This window comes from Intrasporangium zincisolvens (genome assembly GCF_034724055.1).
Classification (GTDB): Bacteria; Actinomycetota; Actinomycetes; order Actinomycetales; family Dermatophilaceae; genus Monashia; species Monashia zincisolvens.
Map to the genome: position 1 here is coordinate 92,649 of NZ_JAWIIL010000013.1, position 20,611 is coordinate 113,259.

A 20,611-nucleotide genomic window follows, 5' to 3' on the forward strand; every position below is an offset into this window, starting at 1 on the left:
ATGCCCAAGCGCGACGACATCAAGAGCGTCCTCGTCATCGGGTCCGGCCCGATCGTCATCGGCCAGGCCTGCGAGTTCGACTACTCCGGCACCCAGGCCTGCCGCGTCCTGCGCGAGGAGGGCATCCGCGTCATCCTCGTCAACAGCAACCCGGCGACGATCATGACCGACCCGGAGTTCGCCGACGCGACGTACGTCGAGCCGATCACCCCCGAGGTCGTCGAGGCGATCATCGCCAAGGAGCGCCCCGACGCGGTGCTCGCGACGCTCGGTGGCCAGACGGCCCTCAACTGCGCGATCTCCTTGCACGACAACGGGGTTCTCGAGAAGTACGGCTGCCCGCTCATCGGCGCCAACGTCGAGGCGATCAACCTCGGTGAGGACCGCGAGGCGTTCAAGGGCGTCGTCGAGCGCTGCGGCGCCGAGTCCGCGCGCTCGATCATCTGCCACACCATGGACGAGCTGCTCGCCGGCGCCGAGGACCTCGGCTACCCCGTCGTCGTGCGCCCGTCGTTCACCATGGGCGGCCTCGGCTCGGGCTTCGCCTACGACGAGGCCGACCTGCGCCGCATCGGCGGCCAGGGCCTGCACTACAGCCCGACCACCGAGGTGCTCCTCGAGGAGTCGATCCTCGGCTGGAAGGAGTACGAGCTCGAGGTCATGCGCGACCACGCCGACAACGTCGTGGTCGTCTGCTCCATCGAGAACCTCGACCCGATGGGCGTGCACACCGGTGACTCCATCACCGTCGCGCCGGCGCTGACGCTCACCGACCGCGAGTACCAGCGGCTGCGCGACATCGGCATCGCCGTGATCCGCGAGGTCGGCGTCGACACCGGTGGCTGCAACATCCAGTTCGCCGTCAACCCGGTCGACGGCCGCATCATCGTCATCGAGATGAACCCGCGCGTCTCGCGCTCGAGCGCCCTGGCCTCCAAGGCCACCGGCTTCCCGATCGCCAAGATCGCCGCGAAGATGGCCATCGGCTACACGCTCGACGAGGTGCCCAACGACATCACCCGCGAGACGCCGGCGAGCTTCGAGCCGACGCTCGACTACGTCGTCGTCAAGGTGCCGCGGTTCGCCTTCGAGAAGTTCCCGGCCGCCGACCCGACGCTGACGACGACGATGAAGTCGGTCGGCGAGGCGATGGCGATCGGCCGCAACTTCACCGAGGCCCTGCAGAAGGCGCTGCGCTCGCTGGAGAAGAAGGGCGCCTCCTTCCACTGGGACGGCGAGCTGACCGACGTCGCCGCCGAGCGCCTGCTCGAGGAGGCGAAGGTCCCGACCGACGGCCGCATCGTCGCCGTGCAGCAGGCGCTGCGCGGTGGCATCAGCGTCGAGCGGGTGCACGAGGAGACGGGCATCGACCCGTGGTTCCTCGACCAGATCGCCCTGCTCAACGACGTGGCGGCCATGGTCGCCGACGCCGACGAGCTGACGCCCGACCTGCTCCGGCTCGCCAAGCGGCACGGCTTCAGCGACGCCCAGGTCGCCGGCCTGCGGCGGATGCCCGAGGCCGTCGTCCGCGGCGTCCGCCACGCCCTCGGCGTCCGGCCGGTCTACAAGACCGTCGACACCTGCGCCGCGGAGTTCGCCGCGACGACGCCGTACCACTACTCCTCCTACGACGAGGAGACCGAGGTCGAGCCGCGCGAGCGCCCGGCCGTCATCATCCTCGGCTCGGGCCCCAACCGCATCGGGCAGGGCGTCGAGTTCGACTACTCGTGCGTCCACGCGTCGTTCTCCTTGCGCGACAAGGGTTTCGACACGGTCATGGTCAACTGCAACCCCGAGACGGTCTCGACCGACTACGACACGAGCAGCCGCCTCTACTTCGAGCCGCTGACCCTCGAGGACGTCCTCGAGGTCATCCACGCCGAGACCAAGGCCGGCCCGGTGGCCGGTGTCATCGTCCAGCTCGGCGGCCAGACCCCGCTCGGCCTGGCCAAGGCGCTGGCCGACGAGGGCGTGCCGATCGTCGGCACCTCGCCCGACGCCATCCACCTCGCCGAGGACCGTGGCGCCTTCGGGCAGGTGCTGGCCAAGGCCGGGCTCATCGCGCCGAAGCACGGCACAGCCCTCAGCGCCGACGAGGCCCTGACGATCGCCCGCGAGATCGGCTACCCGGTGCTCGTGCGCCCGTCGTACGTCCTCGGCGGTCGCGGCATGGTCATCGTCTACGACGACGACTCGCTCGTCACCTACGTGGAGAAGGCCACCGAGGCCAGCCCCGAGCACCCGGTGCTCATCGACCGCTTCCTCGACGACGCCATCGAGATCGACGTCGACGCGCTCTTCGACGGCGAGGACATGTACCTCGGCGGGATCATGGAGCACGTCGAGGAGGCCGGCATCCACTCCGGCGACAGCTCGTGCACGCTGCCGCCGGCGACGCTCGGCGAGGCCGAGCTGGTCCGGGTCCGCGAGGCGACGCGCCAGCTCGCCGAGGGCATCGGCGTCCGCGGGCTCATGAACGTCCAGTTCGCCCTGGCCCAGGACATCCTCTACGTCATCGAGGCCAACCCGCGCGCCTCGCGCACCGTGCCCTTCGTGGCCAAGGCCACCGGCGTCCCGCTCGCGAGCGCCGCGGCCCGGGTCATGCTCGGCTCGACGGTCGCCGAGCTGCGCGAGGAGGGCATGCTGCCCCCGACCGGCGACGGCGGCTCGATGCCGGCGCACGCCCCGGTCTCGTGCAAGGAGGCCGTCCTGCCGTTCAAGCGGTTCCGCACCAAGGAGGGCATCGCCGTCGACTCCCTCCTCGGCCCGGAGATGCGCTCCACCGGCGAGGTCATGGGCATCGACGTCGACTTCGGCTCGGCGTTCTCCAAGGCCCAGCAGGGTGGCGGCTCGGCGCTGCCGCGCTCCGGCGCGATCTTCGTGTCGGTCGCCAACCGCGACAAGCGCGCCATGCTCTTCCCGGTCAAGCGCCTCGTCGACCTCGGCTTCACGATCCTCGCGACGACCGGCACGGCGGCGGTGCTCAAGCGCAACGGGATCGAGGCGACGCTCGTGCGCAAGATCACCGAGCGCGGCGACGGCGACCCGAACGAGCCCTCGATCGTCGACCTCATCCAGGCCGGCGAGGTGCAGATGGTCGTCAACACGCCCTCGGGCCAGGACGCCCGCGCCGACGGCTACGCGATCCGGGCGGCCACGACGAGCGCCGACAAGCCGATCATCACGACGATCGCGACCCTCGCAGCCGCGGTCCTCGGCATCGAGGCGGGGCTGACCGAGGAGGTGCGGGTCAAGTCGCTCCAGGACCACGCCCGCGACCTCGACCTCTACGGCCGCGGCACCCGAATCGTCGACGGTGTGGACGGCCTTGCGGCACAGGCGAGCCCGCAGGACGCCGTAGCCACGACCACCGCCGACCTGCCGACCACCGTGGGGGCCGACGCGTGAGCGCCGCCGCCACCGAGCGCGCCCAGCGCGCCAAGGTCACCCAAGAGGTCGCCGAGGTCATCGCGACCCGACGCGTCGGGGCCTACCAGCACCTGACGCTCGTGGCGCCCGGCGTGGCCGAGATGGCCCGTCCGGGGCAGTTCGTCGCCCTCGCCGTCGGTGGGGAGTCCTCGGGCGCCCTGCTGCGGCGGTCGTTCTCGATCCACAAGGTCAGCCCGAGCGGTACCTACGGCGGCACCGTCGAGATCGTCGTGTCCGCCGTCGGCGCCGGCACGCGGTGGATCGTCGAGCGCCAGCCACACGACACGGTCGACGTCGTCGGCCCGCTCGGCAAGGCCTTCCCCCTGCCCACCGACCCGGTGCCGTGCGTTCTCGTCGGCGGCGGCTACGGCAGCGCGCCGCTGTTCTGGCTGGCCCGCGACCTGCGCGAACGCGGCTGCCACGTCGAGATGGTGCTCGGCGCGGCCAGCGAGGACCGCCTCTTCGGGGTCGTCGAGGCCCGACGCTCCTGCGACGGCGTCAGCGTCACCACCGACGACGGCTCGGCCGGCAGGAAGGGCTGGGTCAGCGACGTGCTGCCCGAGGTCATCGAGCGCACCGGGGCCGGCGTCGTCTACGCGTGCGGCCCGATGGGCATGCTCCGGTCGGTCACCGACGTCGCGGCGGCGCACGGCGCCGTCGCGCAGGTGGCCGTCGAGGAGGCCATGGCCTGCGGCGTCGGCGTGTGCATGACGTGCGTCATGCCCGTCGTCGGCGCCGACGGCCGCACCCGGATGTCGCGGTCCTGCGTCGAGGGCCCGGTGTTCCGCGGGGACCGCATCCGCTGGGACGCCTTCGAGGGCAACCACGCCCACGTCCCCGACGACTGCGTCGGCGCACCCAAGGTCGGAGGTCACTGATGGTCGAGGTCACCGTGGACGCGTCGGAGCAGACGCGGGGGAGCGAGGTCGCCGGTCCGAGGGTCGACCTGTCCGTCGACCTCGCGGGCCGCCGCCTGCCCAACCCGCTCATGACGGCGTCGGGCTGCGCGGCCAACGGCCGTGAGCTGCACCGCTTCTTCGACGTCGCCGACCTCGGCGCCTTCGTGACGAAGTCGGTCATGGCCGAGCCGCGCTCCGGCCGAGGCACGCCGCGCATGGCCGAGACGCCGTCGGGCATGCTCAACTCGATCGGCCTGCAGGGCCCCGGCATCGAGGCGTTCGTCGACGACGACCTCCCGTGGCTGCACTCGGTCGGGGCCCGCGTGCTGCCCTCGATCGCCGGCAGCTCGAGCACCGAGTTCGCGCACGTCGCCGCGACGCTCCGCGCGAGCCGCGCCTTCGAGGCGGTCGTCGGCGTCGAGGTGAACATCTCCTGCCCGAACGTCGCCAACCGCGGCCTCGTCTTCGCCTGCGACCCGCTCGCGTCGGCGAAGGTCATCGCGCTCGTGCGCGAGCAGCTGCCCCGTGACATCCCGGTCTTCGCCAAGCTGAGTCCCGACGTCACCGACATCACGGCGATCGCCGCGGCGTGCGTCAAGGCCGGCGCCGACGGCCTGACGATGATCAACACCCTGCTCGGCATGGCCATCGACACCGACCGGATGCGCCCGCACCTCGGCGGCGTCACCGGCGGCCTGTCCGGCCCCGGCATCCGGCCCGTCGCCGTGCGGGCCGTCTGGCAGGTGCGCCAGGCGATGCTCGAGGGGCGCATGCCGACGGTGCCGATCATCGGCGTCGGCGGCGTGCGCACCGGTCGCGACGCCCTCGAGCTCGTCGCCGCCGGCGCGAGCGCGATCCAGGTGGGCACCGTGACCTTCAACGACCCCAAGGCGCCGGTGCGGGTGCTCCACGAGCTCGCCGAGCTGCTCGGCGGCTTGGGCTTCGACCGGTTCGAGGACGCCGTCGGCGCCGCCCACGGCCGCTGACGATCCCGACAGCACCGAGCCCACCCACGAAACGGAGACCGACGATGACCACCGGCTTCGGCGCCCGCCTGCGCGCCGCAATGGACGAGCGCGGGCCGCTCTGCGCGGGCATCGACCCGCACCGCGCCCTCGTCGAGGCGTGGGGCCTGACCTACGACCTCGCGGGGCTCGAACGCTTCGCCCTGACGTGCGTCGAGGCCTTCGCCGGTCGCGTCGCCGCGGTCAAGCCGCAGTCGGCCTTCTTCGAGGTGTTCGGCAGCCGCGGCATCGCGGTCCTCGAGCGCGTCCTCACCGAGCTGCGCGAGGCCGAGACGCTCACCGTCCTCGACGCCAAGCGCGGCGACATCGGCTCGACGATGGCCGCCTACGCCGAGGCCTACCTCGGCAGGGACGCCGTCGCCCCGCCCGACGCGCTCACCGTCAGCCCGTACCTCGGCTACGAGTCGCTGCGCCCGGCCATCGACCTCGCCGAGCAGACCGGCCGAGGCCTGTTCGTCCTGGCGCTCACCTCCAACCCCGAGGGCGCGAGCGTCCAGCACGCGGTCCGTGACGACCGGTCCGTCGCGGCGTCCGTCGTCGCGGGGGCGGCAGCCGACAACGCGTCCGCCGCCGCCCGGGGTGAGCTCGGCCACGTCGGGCTCGTCGTCGGCGCCACCGTGGGCTCGGCGGTCGCCGACCTCGGCCTCGACCTCGTGGGGGCCGCGACGCCCGTGCTCGCACCGGGCGTCGGCGCCCAGGGCGGCAGCGTGGAGAGCCTCGCCCGCACCTTCGGTCCGGCCCGCGGACAGGTACTCGCCGCGTCCAGCCGTGAGGTGCTGTCCGCGGGTCCCGAGCCGAGCCGTCTGGCGGCCCGGGCCCGCGAGGTCGCGGCCTCGCTCGTCCCCTGACCGGCGGCACCGTCGTGGCGTTGCGCCAGGCGCGGGACGCCGGGACGGTCAGCACCTACGGTGGGGCCATGCGTCGCGTCCGCCCCTCCACCCCGGCCGTTGCGGCGGTGTGCCTGCTCCTCGGGGCGCTCCCGCTCGCAGGGTGCGGTGGTGGGTCCGACACGACCGCGTACTGCGACGCGCTGCGCGCCGCCCAGTCGCAGTGGACGTCGGCCGGGGCCTCCCTGGCCGACCGTGGCGCCGCGACGCGCTTCGTGGCCAGCGTGCGCACCATCGAGGTCGCCGCCCCCGACGACGTCCGCGGCGAGTGGACGACGCTGCGGACCTTCTTCCAGAAGTTCGCCGCCGACGACCCCGATCTCAAGGGCCTGACGCAGCAGATGGCCGGCTACCAGGCCACCGCCAAGAAGGTCGAGACGCACGCGCGCGCGACGTGCGGCGTCGACCTGTCGCGGTGACGCTCCCGGCGCCGCCGCCCGGCGTCGTCGGGCAGGGCCCCGCGTTGCGGCGCGCCCCGGCGGATCGCTAGGTTCGGGCGGAGACACGAGAACGACGGGGGCGCAGGATGCGTCACCCGCGCGCAGGCAGGAGACCGGACACCGTGGCGCTTCCACCGCTCACCCCCGAGCAACGGGCTGCAGCCCTCGAGAAGGCCGCGGCCGCGCGACGGGAACGGGCTGCGGTCAAGAACCGCCTCAAGTACTCCAGCGGCTCGCTCGCCGAGGTGCTCGAGGACGGCAAGGCCGACGCGGTCATCGGCAAGATGAAGGTCACCGAGCTGCTCGAGTCGATGCCGGGCGTCGGCCGGGTCCGCGCCAAGGCGATCATGGCCGAGGTCGGCATCGCCGAGTCGCGACGCGTCCGTGGCCTCGGCGCCAACCAGGTCGCGGCGCTGCTCAAGCGCTTCGAGAAGCAGTGATGGACGGAGTCACTGCCGACGCCGACCTCGCCGCCTCGGCAGCCACGCGTCGGATCGGTCGCCTGACCGTCCTCGCCGGGCCCACGGCCGTCGGCAAGGGCACCATCGCGGCGTACGTGCGCACGTACTTCCCCGGCGTCTGGTTCTCGGTCTCGATGACCACCCGCAAGCCGCGACCCGGCGAGGTCGACGGCGTGCACTACCACTTCGTCGACGACACCGAGTTCGACCGGCTCGTCGCGGCGGGGGAGTTCCTCGAGTACGCGGTCGTGCACGGCGTCGCCAAGTACGGCACGCCGCGCGGACCCGTCGAGCGGGCCATCCGCGAGGGCCGCGACGCCCTCCTGGAGATCGACCTGCAGGGCGCGCGCCAGGTGCGCGAGACCTGGCCCGACGCGCTCTTCGTCTTCCTCGCACCCCCGAGCTGGGACGAGCTGGTGCGCCGGCTCGTCGGCCGCGGCACCGAGGACGAGGCCGAACGCGAGCGGCGCCTCACCACCGCGCGGGCCGAGCTGGCCGCCCAGTCCGAGTTCGACGAGGTCATCGTCAACGACGACGTTCGTCGTGCGAGCGAGGAACTCGTATCATTGATGAGATCGGGGCCCGCCGAACGGTGAGCCCCGACCCTCGCGTGCCCGGTCAGGCAGGTACGCGCCGACCCCCGAACGAAACGAGATCACCGTGTCCGGTACCCAGGCTGCTCCCATCGGCATCACCAACCCGCCGATCGACGACCTGCTGACCGCCGCCGACTCCAAGTACGCGCTCGTCATCTACTCGGCCAAGCGCGCCCGCCAGATCAACGCGTACTACTCGCAGCTGCAGGAGGGCCTGCTCGACTACGTCGGCCCGCTCGTCGAGACCGAGGTCCACGAGAAGCCGCTGTCGATCGCACTGCGTGAGATCAACGAGGGCCTGCTCACGTCCGAGCCCACCGAGGGCTGAGCGCTCCCCTTGAGCGTCGCGAGCCACGGCGGTCCGATGCGCGTCGTCCTCGGCGTCAGCGGCGGCATCGCCGCCTACAAGGCGTGCACGCTGCTGCGCCTGTTCACCGAGGCCGGCCACGACGTCACCGTCGTGCCCACCGCGGCGGCGCTCCGCTTCGTCGGGGCGCCGACGTGGTCGGCGCTGTCGGGCAAGCCGGTCTCGACCGAGGTGTGGACCTCCGTCCACGAGGTGCCGCACGTGCGGATCGGCCAGAACGCCGACCTCGTCGTCGTGGCCCCGGCCACGGCCGACGTGCTCGCCAAGGCCGCGCACGGCCTGGCCGACGACCTGCTCACGAACACGCTCCTCACGGCGCGCTGCCCGGTGGTCTTCGCCCCGGCGATGCACACCGAGATGTGGGAACACGCCGCCACGCGGGCCAACGTCGCCACGCTGCGCTCGCGCGGCGTCCACGTCGTCGAGCCCGCCGTGGGCCGCCTCACCGGCGCCGACTCCGGCGCGGGGCGGCTGCCCGAGCCCGAGGACATCTACGCCGCGTGCCTCGAGGTGCTCGACCGCGTGCCGAACGCGTCGGACGCGTCGAACGCGTCGGACGCCCCTGACGCGTCGGGGCAGGGCCCGCTCGCCGGGCGCCGCGTCGTCGTGTCCGCCGGGGGCACCCGCGAGCCGCTCGACCCGGTCCGCTTCCTCGGCAACCGCAGCTCGGGCAAGCAGGGCCTGGCCATCGCCGCGTCCGCCGCCGCCCGCGGCGCCGAGGTGACGCTCGTGGCCGCCAACGTCGACCTCCCGGCGCCCGACGGCATCCGCGTCGTCCGCGTCGGCACCACCCTCGAGCTGCGCGACGCCGTCACCGCCGCCGCGCAGGGGGCCGACGTCGTCGTCATGGCCGCGGCCCCCGCCGACTTCCGTCCGGCGACGGTCAGCGACAGCAAGATCAAGAAGGACCCCACCGCAGCTCCGGGCGAGGGCGGTCTGACCGTCGAGCTCGTCGAGAACCCCGACATCGTCCGCGGCCTCGTCGCCGACCGCGATGCCCTCGGCGCCCAGCGGCCGCTCGTCGTCAGCTTCGCCGCCGAGACGGGCGACGTGAACGGGTCGGTCATGGACCACGCGCGCGCCAAGTTCGCCCGCAAGGGCAGCGACGTGCAGGTCGTCAACGAGGTCGGCACCGACCTCACGTTCGGCAAGGACGACACCACCGTCCACGTGCTCCGACGCGGCACCGACGAGGTCGTCACGGTCGGGCCCGCGAGCAAGGCCAGCGTCGCCGACGCCCTCTGGGACACCCTGACCCCGCTCATCGGGTGACGGTTACACTCACGCAACACGCCCGCGCCACGAGCGCCGCCGACCGGGCCACACCACCCGCACCCGATCCAGGGAGAGCCAGTGTCCGCACGTCTGTTCACGTCCGAGTCCGTCACCGAGGGACACCCGGACAAGATCTGCGACCAGATCAGCGACTCCGTCCTCGATGCCCTCCTGCGGGTCGACCCGCAGGCCCGCGTCGCCGTCGAGACCATGGTCACGACCGGCCTCGTCCACGTCGCCGGTGAGGTCTCGACGACCGGCTACGTCGAGATCCCGCAGCTGGTCCGCGACACGATCCTCGAGGTCGGCTACGACGGTTCCCAGAAGGGTTTCGACGGCCGCACCTGCGGCGTCTCGATCTCGATCGGCGCCCAGTCGCCCGACATCGCCCAGGGTGTCGACACCGCCCACGAGAACCGCCACGGCGGCGTCGACCCGCTCGACAAGCAGGGCGCCGGCGACCAGGGCCTCATGTTCGGCTACGCGTGCGACGAGACGCCCGAGCTGATGCCGCTGCCGATCTTCGTGGCCCACCGCCTCGCCGAGCGCCTGACCCAGGTGCGCAAGAGCGAGGAGCTGGCCTACCTGCGCCCCGACGGCAAGACCCAGGTCACCATCGCCTACGAGGGCGACCGGGCCGTCAAGCTCGACACCGTCGTGCTGTCCACCCAGCACGCGCCGGACGTCTCCCTCGAGGGCATGCTCGAGCCCGACATCCGCGAGCACGTCTTCGCCCCGGTCCTCGAGGAGCTCGCGGCGAGCGGCACCGACCTCGACACCTCGAGCTTCCGCGCCCTCATCAACCCCACCGGCCGTTTCGAGATCGGCGGCCCGATGGGCGACGCCGGCCTCACCGGCCGCAAGATCATCGTCGACACCTACGGCGGCATGGCCCGCCACGGCGGCGGCGCCTTCAGCGGCAAGGACCCGAGCAAGGTCGACCGCTCGGGCGCCTACGCGATGCGCTGGGTGGCCAAGAACATCGTGGCGGCCGGCCTCGCCCGCCGCTGCGAGGTCCAGGTGGCCTACGCCATCGGCAAGGCGCAGCCGGTCGGCCTCTACGTCGAGACCTTCGGCACCGAGACCGTGTCGGTCGACGCCATCCAGCAGGCCATCGGCGACGTCTTCGACCTGCGTCCGGCGGCGATCGTCGACGCGCTCGACCTGCTCCGCCCGATCTACAAGCCGACGTCCGCCTACGGCCACTTCGGCCGCACCAAGGCCGACGGCATCGACAACGCCTTCACGTGGGAGCGCACCGACCGTGTGGATGCCCTGAGGGCCGCCGTCTCCGCCTGAGGCTAGATTCGCCCCCGTGGGCGACGAGACGAGCAACGACCAGTCGCAGCGACCGGCCTCCGGGCCGGTCGCTGCGGTCGTCGTGGAGACGCCGCTGGCGCACCTCGACCGGCTCTTCGAGTACGCGGTCCCCGAGGAGATGGACGCCGACGCCGTGCCGGGTGCCCGCGTGCGCGTCCGCTTCGCCGGGCGCGACCTCGACGGCTTCGTCGTCGAACGACGCGCCATGCCCGAGCACGACGGGCGCCTCGCGCCGCTGCGCCGGGTCGTCAGCGCCGAGCCGGTGCTGACGCCGGAGGTCCTCGCGCTGTGCCGGGCCGTCGCCGACCGGTACGCCGGCACCCTGAGCGACGTGCTGCGCCTGGCGGTGCCCAAGCGGCACGCGACCGCCGAGCGGGCGCTGGCCCTCGAGGCGCCCGACGCCGAGCCCGTCGAGGTGCCCGAGCCCGGCCCGTGGACGGCCTACCCGGCCGGGCCGGCCTGGCTGCGCCGGGTGACCGCGGGCGAGGGCCCGGCCGCGGCCTGGACCGCCCTGCCGGGTCGCACCCCCGACCACGACTGGCCGGCGGCGCTGGCCGTCGCCGCCGCCACGGCCCTCGCCGCCGGGCGCGGCTCGCTGCTCGTCGTCCCCGACCACCGCGACGTCGACCGCCTCGACGCGGCGTTGACGGCGGCCCTGGGGCCCGGCCGGCACGTGCGGCTCACCGCCGACCAGGGGCCGCAGGCGCGGTACACGGCCTGGCTCAAGGTGCTGCGCGGGCACGTCCGGGTCGTCATCGGCACCCGCGCGGCCGCCTTCGCCCCGGTGCGCGACCTCGGCCTCGTCGCGTGGTGGGACGACGGCGACGACCTGCTGTCCGAGCCCCGCGCGCCCTACCACCACACCGGTGTCGTCCTCGGCCTGCGGGCCGCCGCCACCGGCGCCGCCCTGCTCGCCGGCGGCTTCGCCCGCAGCCTGCGCGTGGAGGCCGAGGTCGAGTCGGGCGCGCTGGTGCCCGTCGAGCCGGGCCCGGGCCTGCGGGGCGCGGTGCCCCGCGTGGGCGTCGCTGGGGAGGGCGCCGACGAGGAGCGCGACGGGCCCGCCGCCCGCGCCCACATCCCGGCGCGGGCGCACCGCGTCGCCAAGGACGCGCTCGTCGACGGGCCCGTCCTCGTCCAGGTTCCGCGTCGCGGCTACCTGCCCTCGCTCAGCTGCGCCGAGTGCCGCACGCCCGTGCGCTGCCAGCGCTGCCGCGGGCCCGTGTCGGTCGGCGCGTCGGGCGCGGCGCCGGCGTGCCGCTGGTGTGGCCTGGACGTCACGCCGGGGTCGTTCCGGTGCCTCGAGTGCGGCTCGCCCCGGCTGCGCTCGTCGATCACCGGCGTGCGGCGCACCGCGGAGGAGATCGGCCGGGCCTTTCCCGGTGTCGCGGTGCACACGTCCGGTTCGGGCGAGGTGCTGCGGTCCGTCGGCCGCGAGCCTGCGCTCGTCATCGCCACGCCCGGGGCCGAACCCGTGGCCGACGCCGGGTACACCGCCGTGCTCCTGCTCGACGCGTGGGCCAGCCTCGACCTGCCCGTGCACGACGCGCCCCTCGAGGCGCTGCGCCGGTGGACCACGGCCGCAGCCCTGGCGAGGGAGGGGCGGGCGGTCGTGCTCTGCGGCGTGCCCGACGGCGTCGCCCTGCCCGCCGTCGAGGCCCTGGTGCGCTGGGACCCGGCCTGGCTGGCCGAGCGCGAGCTCGCCGACCGGCGCGAGCTGGGGCTGCCGCCGGCTGCCCGCGTGGCCCAGCTGACCGGCACCCGTCGGGCGCTCGAGGAGGCCCTCGAGCAGGCCGACCTGCCGGCGTCGGCGCAGGTGCTCGGGCCCGTGCCCCTCGCCGGCGGCGTGGCGTCACGACGCGGCCCCGCCGGCAGCTCGGGCGACGCCGATGGGGAGCGGCGCCCGAGCGACCACCACGTGCTCGTCCGGGTGCCCGCGACCGACACCGCCGAGCTGACGCGGGCGCTCTTGGCGCTCAAGGCGTTCCGGTCCGCGCGCAAGGAGACCGACATCGTCACGGTGCGCGTCGACCCCGTCGACGGGTGGTGAGCACCACTCCCGTCGAGCGACCCTGCCGGCGGGTCCGGCTGGCACAGTGGACCCCATGCCGTCCTTGCCTGCGCGCGACCTCGACATCGTCCTCTACGGCGCCACCGGCTTCGTCGGCGCGCTGACTGCCGCCCACCTGGCCCGGCGCGCTGGGGACGAACCCGACGCTCCCGTCCGTGTCGCCCTCGCCGGGCGGTCCCGCGAGAAGCTCGAGGCCCTGCGGGTCGAGCTGTCCGGCGCCGACCCCGTGGCGTCGCGCTGGGAGGTGGTGGCCGTCGACGCCGCCGACGCGGCCGGGCTGCGCGCCCTCGCCGCGCGCACCCGGGTGCTCGCCACGACCGTCGGGCCCTACGACGCGCACGGGCGAGAGGTGGCCCGGGCCTGTGCCGAGGAGGGCACCCACTACGCCGACCTGACCGGAGAGGTGCTCTTCGTGCGCTGGTCGCTCGACGAGCTCGACGCCCGCGCCCGTGAGACCGGTGCGGCGATCGTGCACGCCTGCGGTTTCGACTCGATCCCCTCGGACCTCGGCGTGCTCCTCGCAGCGCGCCGGGCCGCTGCCGACGACGAGGGCACGCTGACCGACGTGACGCTGCGGGTGCGGTCGATGAAGGGCGGGTTCTCCGGCGGCACCGTCGACTCCGCCCGCCGCCAGGCGATCGCCGCGCGCTCCGACGCCGGGGTGCGCCGGGTGCTCGCCGACCCGTACGCTCTGAGCCCGCGCCGCGCGGACGAGCCGAGCAACGGCAGCGGACGGCGACGGGGACTCGTGGGGCGGCTGCGCGGGCTCGTGCCGGTCGACCGCGACCCCCGCAGCGGCCGGTGGAGCGGACCGTTCGTCATGGCGGGGTTCAACACCCGCGTCGTACGCCTGTCGAACACGCTGACGGACTGGTCCTACGGGCGCGGGCTGCGCTACCGGGAGGTCGTCGACTTCGGGCGCGGTCCGCTGTCACCGGTACTCGCGGCCGGGATGGGGGTCGGTCTCGTCGGCGGCCTGGCCGGGCTGTCGTTCGCGCCGACGCGGGCGGTGCTCGACCGCTTCCTGCCGGCACCGGGAGAGGGGCCCAGTGCCGAGCAGCGCGCCGCCGGCCGGTTCCGGATGGACGTCGAGGCGACGACGACGACCGGCGCCCGCTACGTGGCACGCGTCGCGGCCCCGTTCGACCCCGGCTACGGCGGGACCGCCGTGATGCTCGGGGAGTCGGTGCTCGCCCTCGCAAGGGACGCCGGCCTGCCGCTGCGCACCGGCGTCGGCACGCCCTCGACGGCGTTGGGGGAGCGCCTCGCCGACCGCCTCCGCGCGCAGGGCTTCACCCTCGAGGTGGAACGGCAGGCCACCGCCTGACACCAACCCCCAAAGAGATGCTTGACGGTCGGGTGTCGCGCGCACCATACTCCCAAACATGTCTTTGGAGGAAGAGCGGATCAGCGAGCTCCGCGCCACGGCCCACCCGCTGCGGCTGCAGATGCTCTCGCTGCTCACCGGTGCCGAGCTGAGCGCCGCCGAGGTGGCCCGCGAGCTCAGCGTCACCCAGGCCAACGCCAGCTACCACCTGCGGCTGCTCGAGTCGGCCGGGCTGCTCGAGATCGCCGGCGAGGAGAGCGTGCGAGGTGGGCGCGCGAAGAAGTACCGGCACCCGTGGGACGCGCCCGCGCAGCGGCCACGGGCGACCAAGGAGGAGGACCGGCTCGCCTACGTGCGGGTCCTCGCCGACATGATCCCCCGTCGCTTCCTCGAGCGGCAGCAGGGCACCCCGAGCCGCTTCACCGATGCCGACCTCTGGGTCGAGCCCGAGGCGTGGGAGCGCGTCTGTGCCCTCGTCGACGAGGCGAGCACGCTGCTGCACGCGTCGGCCCGACCCCCGCGGACCGAGGGCACGGTGCGGGCGGCGCTGTCCGTGGCCGCCTTCCGTCTGCGCCCGGGGGATGACGCAGGGCAGGAGAGGTCATGAAGCTGCGCCAGTCCTTCGGGGCGCTCGGGGACCGGCGGTTCGCCTGGTACTTCGCCGCGCGCACGGTCTCGACGGTGGGCTCGGTCATGGCGCCCGTCGCGCTGGCCTTCGCCGTCCTGCACGTCGACGAGTCGGCCGGGGCACTGGCCCAGGTGCTCGGGGCGCGCACGCTGGCGATGGTCGTGTTCCTGCTCGTCGGCGGCGTCATCGCCGACCGGTTCTCGCGGATCACCGTCATGCAGGTGTCGCACGCCCTCACGCTGCTCACGCAGGGCGCGGCCGCCGCGCTCGTCATCAGCGGGCACGCGACCCTCACCCAGCTGACCGTCATCGAGGCCCTCAACGGCGCCGTGTCGGCCTTCACGATGCCGGCGATGATGGGCATCGTGCCGCTCGTCGTCGAGCGGTCGCGGCTCCAGCAGGCCAATGCCCTGCTGTCGTTCAGTCGCAGCGGGCTGGCCGTCGTCGGACCTGCCGTCGCCGGCGGGCTCGTCGTGTCGGTCGGACCCGGCTGGGCCCTGGCCGTCGACGCCCTGACGTACGTCGTCGCGATCGTGTGCCTCTCGCGGGTCCGCCTGCCACGGAGCGACGTGGCCGCGCCGTCGGGCGCGACGCCCCCGCGGTCCTCGATGGTGCGCGACATCAAGGAGGGGTGGGGCGAGTTCACCCGGCGCGAGTGGCTGTGGGTCGTCGTGCTCGTCTTCGGTGTCCTCAACGCCATCCACATCGGCGTCCTCGGGGTGCTCGGTCCGCTCGTGGCAACCTCGAACCCCTCGATCGGAGAGGCGGGTTGGGGGATCATCCTGTCAGCGGAGGCGGTCGGCACGGTGCTCATGACGCTCGTCATGCTGCGCCTGCGCCTGCCCCACCCGCTGCGCGCCGGCATGCTCGCGATGACGCTGCTCGCCGTGCCGATGGCGATACTCGGCCTCGACCCGTCGCTGGTGCCGGTCGCCCTCGGCTTCCTCGTCGCAGGCGCTGCCGTCGAGGTGTTCGGGGTCGGGTGGTCGACGGCGCTGCACGAGCACGTCCCGCTCGCGGTGCTCTCGCGGGTGTCGAGCTACGACGCGCTGGGGTCGTTCGTCGCGATGCCGGTCGGCACCTTCCTCTACGGCTGGCTCGCCGCGGTCGTCGACCTCGAGTCGCTCCTCGTCGGCAGTGCCGCCGTCTACCTCGTCGTCGCCCTGTCGGCGCTGCTGTCGCGCTCCGTGCGCGACCTGTCGCACGACGACGTGCCCGACGCCGTGCCCGACGCCACGACGGCGTCCGACACGGCCCACGACGCCACCCCGGCCGACGGCCAGGCTCTCGAGTCGAGGTCCTGACCGCCCGGCCGTGGCGTACCGGGCGTACCGGGCGTACCAAGCGTGCCGGTCAGTGGGCCGTCACCCGTTGTGGGTGGCCATGACGCGCTGCAGGCCGCTCGAGTCGACGAGCGTCGGGTTGGACGAGCTCTGGTGGCCCCAGCCGTAGGAGTAGTCCATCACCGGCGTCGGCACGAGGCGGTGCCACTCCGAGAGCATCGACTGCATCTGCGCGGCAGAGGGCAGCCGGTAGTAGCCGCCCGAGATGCTCTGCTGGCCGAAGGTCTGGAACACCGGGACGATCGCGGCGAGCGGGATGCCGGCCTTGCGCGCCGCCGCGACCTTGTCGCTGATCTTCGTCAGCGGGCACGTGGGGGAGGCCGTCGAGCACGGGTACGGGTCGAGGCCGACGAGGTCGACGTGGCTGGCCGCGGGGCGGAACGGGCCGTAGTCGGCGATCTTCGACAGGACGATGAACGACTTCTGGGTGCCGTGGCTACGGGCCCGGATGTAGTCGGCGCGGCTGGCCAGCGCTGCCGGGCCGCGCGGGCAGTCGCCGATGTGCGGCTCGTCGGACAGGTAGTAGCCGAACACCCTGGGGTTGGCGGCGAGCTTGTCGACGGTCGCTCGGAACGTCGCGTCGGCGGGCGTCGGGCACTTCTGGCCCAGCCACACGAGGCCCTGGACGCCGGTCGGCAGCCCGGCGACGCCGGAGGCGCCGGTGTCGAAGACGTCGTAGCCGAGGCCCTTGGGGGCCGTGGAGCCGTGGAGGTTGGTGATGAAGTGCTTCGTCGCTGGCGCCGCAGCGACGGCCTCGGTCGTGGGGGAGGCAGCGACCTGGGTCGCGGCAGTCGCGAAAGGGACCAGGAGCGCAGCGGCCGAGGCGGCGAGAAGGACGCCGCGCAGGCGCCGGAAGCGCGTGCGGCTGGGGGAGGGGTGGTGCATGCGGGCTTCCTCGGGATCGGGCCCTCCGGCTGGGTGCCGGAACGCGTGAAGTGGCAGACCATACACTCCACCTCTTCGCCCGATTTCGTGCTCATTTCGGTCTTTTTGCACCAGTTCCAGGGGCCCCGGCGCCGCGGGCCTAGAATCGGGCCTGCCCGCCCGGACCCGACCGAAGGACCCGCATCCGTGTCGATCAAGGACATCCGCCTCTTCGGCGATCCCGTGCTGCGCAGCCGCGCGGCCGAGGTCGTCGACTTCGACAAGGAGCTGCGGGTCCTCGTCAAGGACCTCGAGGACACGATGATGGACGCGCCCGGTGCCGGCCTCGCCGCCCCGCAGCTGGGCGTCGGGCTGCGGGTCTTCACCTACTACGTCGACGGCGTCCTCGGGCACCTCGTCAACCCGGACCTCCAGCTGTCCGACGAGGAGCAGGACGGCCCGGAGGGGTGCCTGTCGATCCCGGGCCTCGCGTTCGACACGAAGCGTGCCCTGTCCGTCGTCGCCAAGGGCCAGAACATGTGGGGCGAGCCCGTCGTCCTCGAGGGCACCGAGCTGCTCGCCCGGGCCGTCCAGCACGAGACCGACCATCTCGACGGCATCCTCTTCGTCGACCGGCTCGATCCCGAGGCGCGCAAGGCCGCGATGCGCGCGATCCGCGAGGCGGAGTGGTTCGCCGACAACCCGCCGGAGGTCCGCATCAGCCCGCACTCGACGTTCGGCCGGGCACTGTGAGGGCGCTGTGAGGGTCGTCTTCGCCGGCACGCCCGACGTGGCGCTGCCCAGTCTCGACGCGGTCGCGGCCTCCGGGCACGACCTCGTCGGTGTCGTCACGCGTCCCGACGCCCCGGCGGGCCGGGGTCGCCGCCTCGAGGCCTCGCCCGTGCGTCGCCGCGCCGAGGAGCTCGGCGTTCCCGTGCTGACGCCGTCGCGGGCCGGGGACCCCGACTTCCTCGAGGCGCTGCGCGCCCTGGAGCCCGACGCGTGCCCGGTCGTGGCGTACGGCAACCTCCTGCCGCAGGCCGCCCTCGACGTGCCGACGCACGGGTGGGTCAACCTGCACTTCTCCCTCCTGCCGGCCTGGCGCGGTGCGGCCCCGGTGCAGCACGCGATCATGGCCGGCGACGAGGTCACCGGCGCCTCGACGTTCCTCATCGAGAAGGGGCTCGACACCGGACCCGTCTACGGCGTCATGACCGAGACGATCCGCCCCACCGACACCGCCGGCGACCTCCTCGACCGGCTCGCGTCGGCCGGCGCCGGGCTGCTCGTCGCCACGCTCGACGGCATCGCGAGCGGCGAGCTCGTCGCGGTTCCCCAAGCAGCAGAAGGGGTTTCGCTCGCACCGAAGATCGAGGTCGACGACGCGCGCATCACGTGGTCGAACCCGGCCATCGCCGTCGACCGTCTCGTCCGTGGCTGCACCCCGGCTCCGGGCGCCTGGACGACCTTCCGCGGCGAGCGGTTCAAGGTCGCGCCGGTGAGCCTCGCCGCACCCGACGAGGTCGCCGGGCACGACACCCTGGCGTCCGGGCAGCTGCTCGTCACCAAGCGGGCCGTCTTCGTCGGCACCCGCACGGTGCCCGTCCAGCTCGGGACCGTCCAGGCCCACGGCAAGAAGCCGATGCCCGCCGCCGACTGGGCCCGCGGCACCCGCGTCGAGGCAGGGGAGGTGCTCGGTGGTGAGTGACCAGTCCTCCGGTCAGGGCGACTCCGACCGGTCCCGCTCCGGGCGCCAGCGGCCACCGGCGCGCAACCGCTCGGCCCAGCACCGCTCCTCCCAGCGTCCGTCGGAGAGGGCGCGGCGCACCGACCCGGCACGGCTCGCCGCGTACACCGTGATGCGCGACGTCGCCGAGGGCGCCTACGCCAACCTCGCGCTGCCGAAGCTCCTGCGCGAGAAGCGGATCAGCGGCCGCGACGCCGGGTTCGCCACCGAGCTCGTCTACGGGGCGACGCGCCTGCGCGGCCTCTACGACGCCATCGCGTCCGTGGCGGCCGACCGCCCCGTCGACCGGATCGACCCCAAGGTGCTCGACACGCTGCGCCTCGGCGCGCACCAGCTGCTCGGCATGCGGGTGCCCACCCACGCCGCCGTCGACGAGACCGTCGCCCTCGCGCGCCAGGTCAACGGCGCCGGCGCGGCGGGCTTCGTCAACGCCGTCATGCGCCGCATCAGCGAGCGCGACCTCGACGCCTGGGTGCAGGCCGTCACGGAGCGCGCCGATGACCCGCTCGAGGCCCTGGCGGTCCGCACGTCGCACCCGGTGTGGGTCGTCAAGGCGCTGCGCGCCGCCCTCATCGGACACGGGGCGGCCACCGCCTCGAGCGTCGACCAGCCGCTCGCCGCGCTGCTCGCCGCCGACAACGCCCCGCCGCGGGTCTCGCTCGTCGCCCGGCCGGGCCTGGCCACCCTCGACGAGCTGCTCGACGCGGGGGCCGATGCCTCGGTGACGAGCCCGGTCGGGGCCGTCCTGCCCGAGGGCGACCCGGGGGCCATCCGCGCGGTGCGCGAGGGCCGTGCCGCCGTGCAGGACGAGGGGTCGCAGCTGCTCGCGCTCGCCCTGGCCGCCGCCGACGTCACGGGCGAGGCCGCTGGGCGCGAGCGCTGGCTCGACCTCTGCGCCGGGCCGGGTGGCAAGGCGGGCCTGCTGGCAGCGCTCGCCGTGCAGCGTCGGATCCCCTTCGTGGCCAACGAGATCAGTGAGCACCGTGCCGACCTCGTGCGCCAGACGCTGGGCGCTGCGCGCGCCGCGGCCGACGAGGCAGGCACGCGCATCGAGGTGCGCGACGGCGACGGCCGCGAGGTGGGCACCGACGAACCGGGCCGCTACAGCCGCGTCCTCGTCGACGCCCCGTGCACCGGCCTCGGCGCCCTGCGCCGGCGACCCGAGGCTCGCTGGCGGCGCACCCCCGGCGACGTCGCGGCCCTGGCCGGGCTTCAGCGTGAGCTGCTCGCGTCCGCGATCGAGGCCACCGCACCCGGCGGGCTCGTCGCCTACGCCACGTGCAGCCCCCACCTCAACGAGACCCGCTTCGTCGTCACGGACGTCCTGAAGAAGCGCGACGACGTGGAGCTCGTCGACGCCCGCGCGCTCTTCCGGGATGCGTCGGGCCACGAGCTGGCGGGCCTCGGCGACGGGCCGTACGTGCAGCTGTGGCCCCACGTCCACGGCACCGACGCGATGTTCCTGGCGCTCCTGCGCCGCCGCTGAGCCTTCCGGACGCCGAACGTCCGGAAGGGTCGTTAGGGTCCGGCCCATGGCCATCGCCCAGTACCCCAGCTTCGTCATCGACTGCCCCGACGCCGCGGCCCTCGCCACGTTCTACGGCACGCTCCTCGACTGGAAGGTCGACGTTTCGGACGGGTGGGCCGAGATCCGCGCCGAGAACGGCAACTGCATCTGCTTCCAGCAGGTCGCCGACTTCCGGGCGCCGGAGTGGCCGGGTCAGCAGGGGCCCCAGCAGATGCACCTCGACGTCGTCGTCGAGGACCTCGACGCGGCCGAACCCGAGGTCCTCGCGCTCGGGGCGACCCGGCACGAGCACCAGCCGGGGACGAGCTTCCGCGTCTTCCTCGACCCGGCCGGGCACCCGTTCTGCCTCTGCGTCGGCTGAGGGTGGGTTGACGGCCGGCCGACGGTCGGCCGACGGTCGGGTGACG

At 73.8% G+C, this 20,611-nt stretch carries 19 protein-coding genes; 18 read left to right on the forward strand and 1 reads right to left on the reverse strand.

Annotation, left to right across the window (positions count from 1 at the left end; all coding sequences use genetic code 11):
- The 14 genes from carB (at nucleotide 1) to RY076_RS22195 (ending at nucleotide 16,026) form a co-directional block, all read left to right on the forward strand.
- Nucleotides 1-3,408, forward strand: a complete 3,408-nt coding sequence (gene carB, locus RY076_RS22130; RefSeq protein ID WP_323101841.1) for a carbamoyl-phosphate synthase large subunit — start codon at nucleotides 1-3, stop codon at nucleotides 3,406-3,408.
- On the forward strand, nucleotides 3,405-4,307 hold the full coding sequence (locus RY076_RS22135) for a dihydroorotate dehydrogenase electron transfer subunit (RefSeq protein WP_323101843.1): 903 nt from the start codon (nucleotides 3,405-3,407) through the stop codon (nucleotides 4,305-4,307). The genes carB and RY076_RS22135 overlap by 4 nt, the downstream gene beginning before the upstream one ends.
- A 110-nt stretch (nucleotides 4,308-4,417) precedes the next feature.
- Nucleotides 4,418-5,314 carry a dihydroorotate dehydrogenase gene (locus tag RY076_RS22140; protein ID WP_413785818.1) on the forward strand — a complete coding sequence of 299 codons (897 nt, stop codon included), beginning with the start codon at nucleotides 4,418-4,420 and terminating at the stop codon, nucleotides 5,312-5,314.
- Nucleotides 5,315-5,358: 44 nt separating this feature from the next.
- Nucleotides 5,359-6,201: an orotidine-5'-phosphate decarboxylase gene (pyrF, locus tag RY076_RS22145; RefSeq protein WP_323101845.1), complete on the forward strand. Its 843-nt coding sequence runs from the start codon at nucleotides 5,359-5,361 to the stop codon at nucleotides 6,199-6,201.
- A gap of 68 nt (nucleotides 6,202-6,269) precedes the next feature.
- Nucleotides 6,270-6,659 carry a hypothetical protein gene (locus RY076_RS22150; RefSeq protein ID WP_323101848.1) on the forward strand — a complete coding sequence of 130 codons (390 nt, stop codon included), beginning with the start codon at nucleotides 6,270-6,272 and terminating at the stop codon, nucleotides 6,657-6,659.
- A 143-nt stretch (nucleotides 6,660-6,802) separates the two neighbouring features.
- Nucleotides 6,803-7,120, forward strand: coding sequence for an integration host factor, actinobacterial type (gene mihF, locus RY076_RS22155; protein ID WP_323101849.1), 318 nt, complete (start codon nucleotides 6,803-6,805; stop codon nucleotides 7,118-7,120).
- Nucleotides 7,120-7,737, forward strand: coding sequence for a guanylate kinase (gmk, locus tag RY076_RS22160; RefSeq protein WP_323101852.1), 618 nt, complete (start codon nucleotides 7,120-7,122; stop codon nucleotides 7,735-7,737). Before mihF ends, gmk begins: the two co-directional genes overlap by 1 nt.
- 64 nt (nucleotides 7,738-7,801) lie before the next feature.
- Nucleotides 7,802-8,065 carry a DNA-directed RNA polymerase subunit omega gene (rpoZ, locus tag RY076_RS22165; protein ID WP_323101854.1) on the forward strand — a complete coding sequence of 88 codons (264 nt, stop codon included), beginning with the start codon at nucleotides 7,802-7,804 and terminating at the stop codon, nucleotides 8,063-8,065.
- Nucleotides 8,066-8,101: 36 nt separating this feature from the next.
- Nucleotides 8,102-9,376 (forward strand): bifunctional phosphopantothenoylcysteine decarboxylase/phosphopantothenate--cysteine ligase CoaBC, encoded by a 1,275-nt coding sequence (gene coaBC, locus RY076_RS22170; protein ID WP_323101913.1) that lies wholly within the window; start codon nucleotides 8,102-8,104, stop codon nucleotides 9,374-9,376.
- Nucleotides 9,377-9,457: 81 nt separating this feature from the next.
- Complete coding sequence (gene metK, locus RY076_RS22175) at nucleotides 9,458-10,678, forward strand: methionine adenosyltransferase (RefSeq protein WP_323101856.1); 1,221 nt, start codon at nucleotides 9,458-9,460, stop codon at nucleotides 10,676-10,678.
- A 16-nt stretch (nucleotides 10,679-10,694) separates the two neighbouring features.
- Nucleotides 10,695-12,746: a primosomal protein N' gene (locus tag RY076_RS22180; RefSeq protein ID WP_323101859.1), complete on the forward strand. Its 2,052-nt coding sequence runs from the start codon at nucleotides 10,695-10,697 to the stop codon at nucleotides 12,744-12,746.
- Between the two features lie 55 nt (nucleotides 12,747-12,801).
- Nucleotides 12,802-14,094 carry a saccharopine dehydrogenase family protein gene (locus tag RY076_RS22185; RefSeq protein ID WP_323101860.1) on the forward strand — a complete coding sequence of 431 codons (1,293 nt, stop codon included), beginning with the start codon at nucleotides 12,802-12,804 and terminating at the stop codon, nucleotides 14,092-14,094.
- A gap of 58 nt (nucleotides 14,095-14,152) precedes the next feature.
- Entirely contained in the window at nucleotides 14,153-14,701 is a 549-nt protein-coding gene (locus RY076_RS22190; protein WP_323101861.1) for an ArsR/SmtB family transcription factor, read from the forward strand.
- Nucleotides 14,698-16,026: an MFS transporter gene (locus tag RY076_RS22195; RefSeq protein WP_323101863.1), complete on the forward strand. Its 1,329-nt coding sequence runs from the start codon at nucleotides 14,698-14,700 to the stop codon at nucleotides 16,024-16,026. The genes RY076_RS22190 and RY076_RS22195 overlap by 4 nt, the downstream gene beginning before the upstream one ends.
- 60 nt (nucleotides 16,027-16,086) lie before the next feature.
- On the opposite strand, the gene RY076_RS22200 is transcribed toward RY076_RS22195, so the two are convergent.
- Nucleotides 16,087-16,950 (reverse strand): hypothetical protein, encoded by an 864-nt coding sequence (locus tag RY076_RS22200; protein ID WP_323101865.1) that lies wholly within the window; start codon nucleotides 16,948-16,950, stop codon nucleotides 16,087-16,089.
- Between the two features lie 186 nt (nucleotides 16,951-17,136).
- Between RY076_RS22200 and def the strand changes: the two genes are divergently transcribed.
- The 4 genes from def to RY076_RS22220 are packed head-to-tail and all read left to right on the forward strand — an operon-like array spanning nucleotide 17,137 to nucleotide 20,565.
- On the forward strand, nucleotides 17,137-17,682 hold the full coding sequence (def, locus tag RY076_RS22205; RefSeq protein WP_323101867.1) for a peptide deformylase: 546 nt from the start codon (nucleotides 17,137-17,139) through the stop codon (nucleotides 17,680-17,682).
- A 7-nt stretch (nucleotides 17,683-17,689) separates the two neighbouring features.
- Nucleotides 17,690-18,637 carry a methionyl-tRNA formyltransferase gene (gene fmt / locus RY076_RS22210; RefSeq protein WP_323101869.1) on the forward strand — a complete coding sequence of 316 codons (948 nt, stop codon included), beginning with the start codon at nucleotides 17,690-17,692 and terminating at the stop codon, nucleotides 18,635-18,637.
- Nucleotides 18,630-20,162: an RsmB/NOP family class I SAM-dependent RNA methyltransferase gene (locus RY076_RS22215; RefSeq protein WP_323101871.1), complete on the forward strand. Its 1,533-nt coding sequence runs from the start codon at nucleotides 18,630-18,632 to the stop codon at nucleotides 20,160-20,162. Before fmt ends, RY076_RS22215 begins: the two co-directional genes overlap by 8 nt.
- A gap of 46 nt (nucleotides 20,163-20,208) precedes the next feature.
- Nucleotides 20,209-20,565, forward strand: a complete 357-nt coding sequence (locus RY076_RS22220) for a VOC family protein (RefSeq protein WP_323101875.1) — start codon at nucleotides 20,209-20,211, stop codon at nucleotides 20,563-20,565.
- The last annotated feature ends 46 nt before the right edge of the window (nucleotides 20,566-20,611 follow it).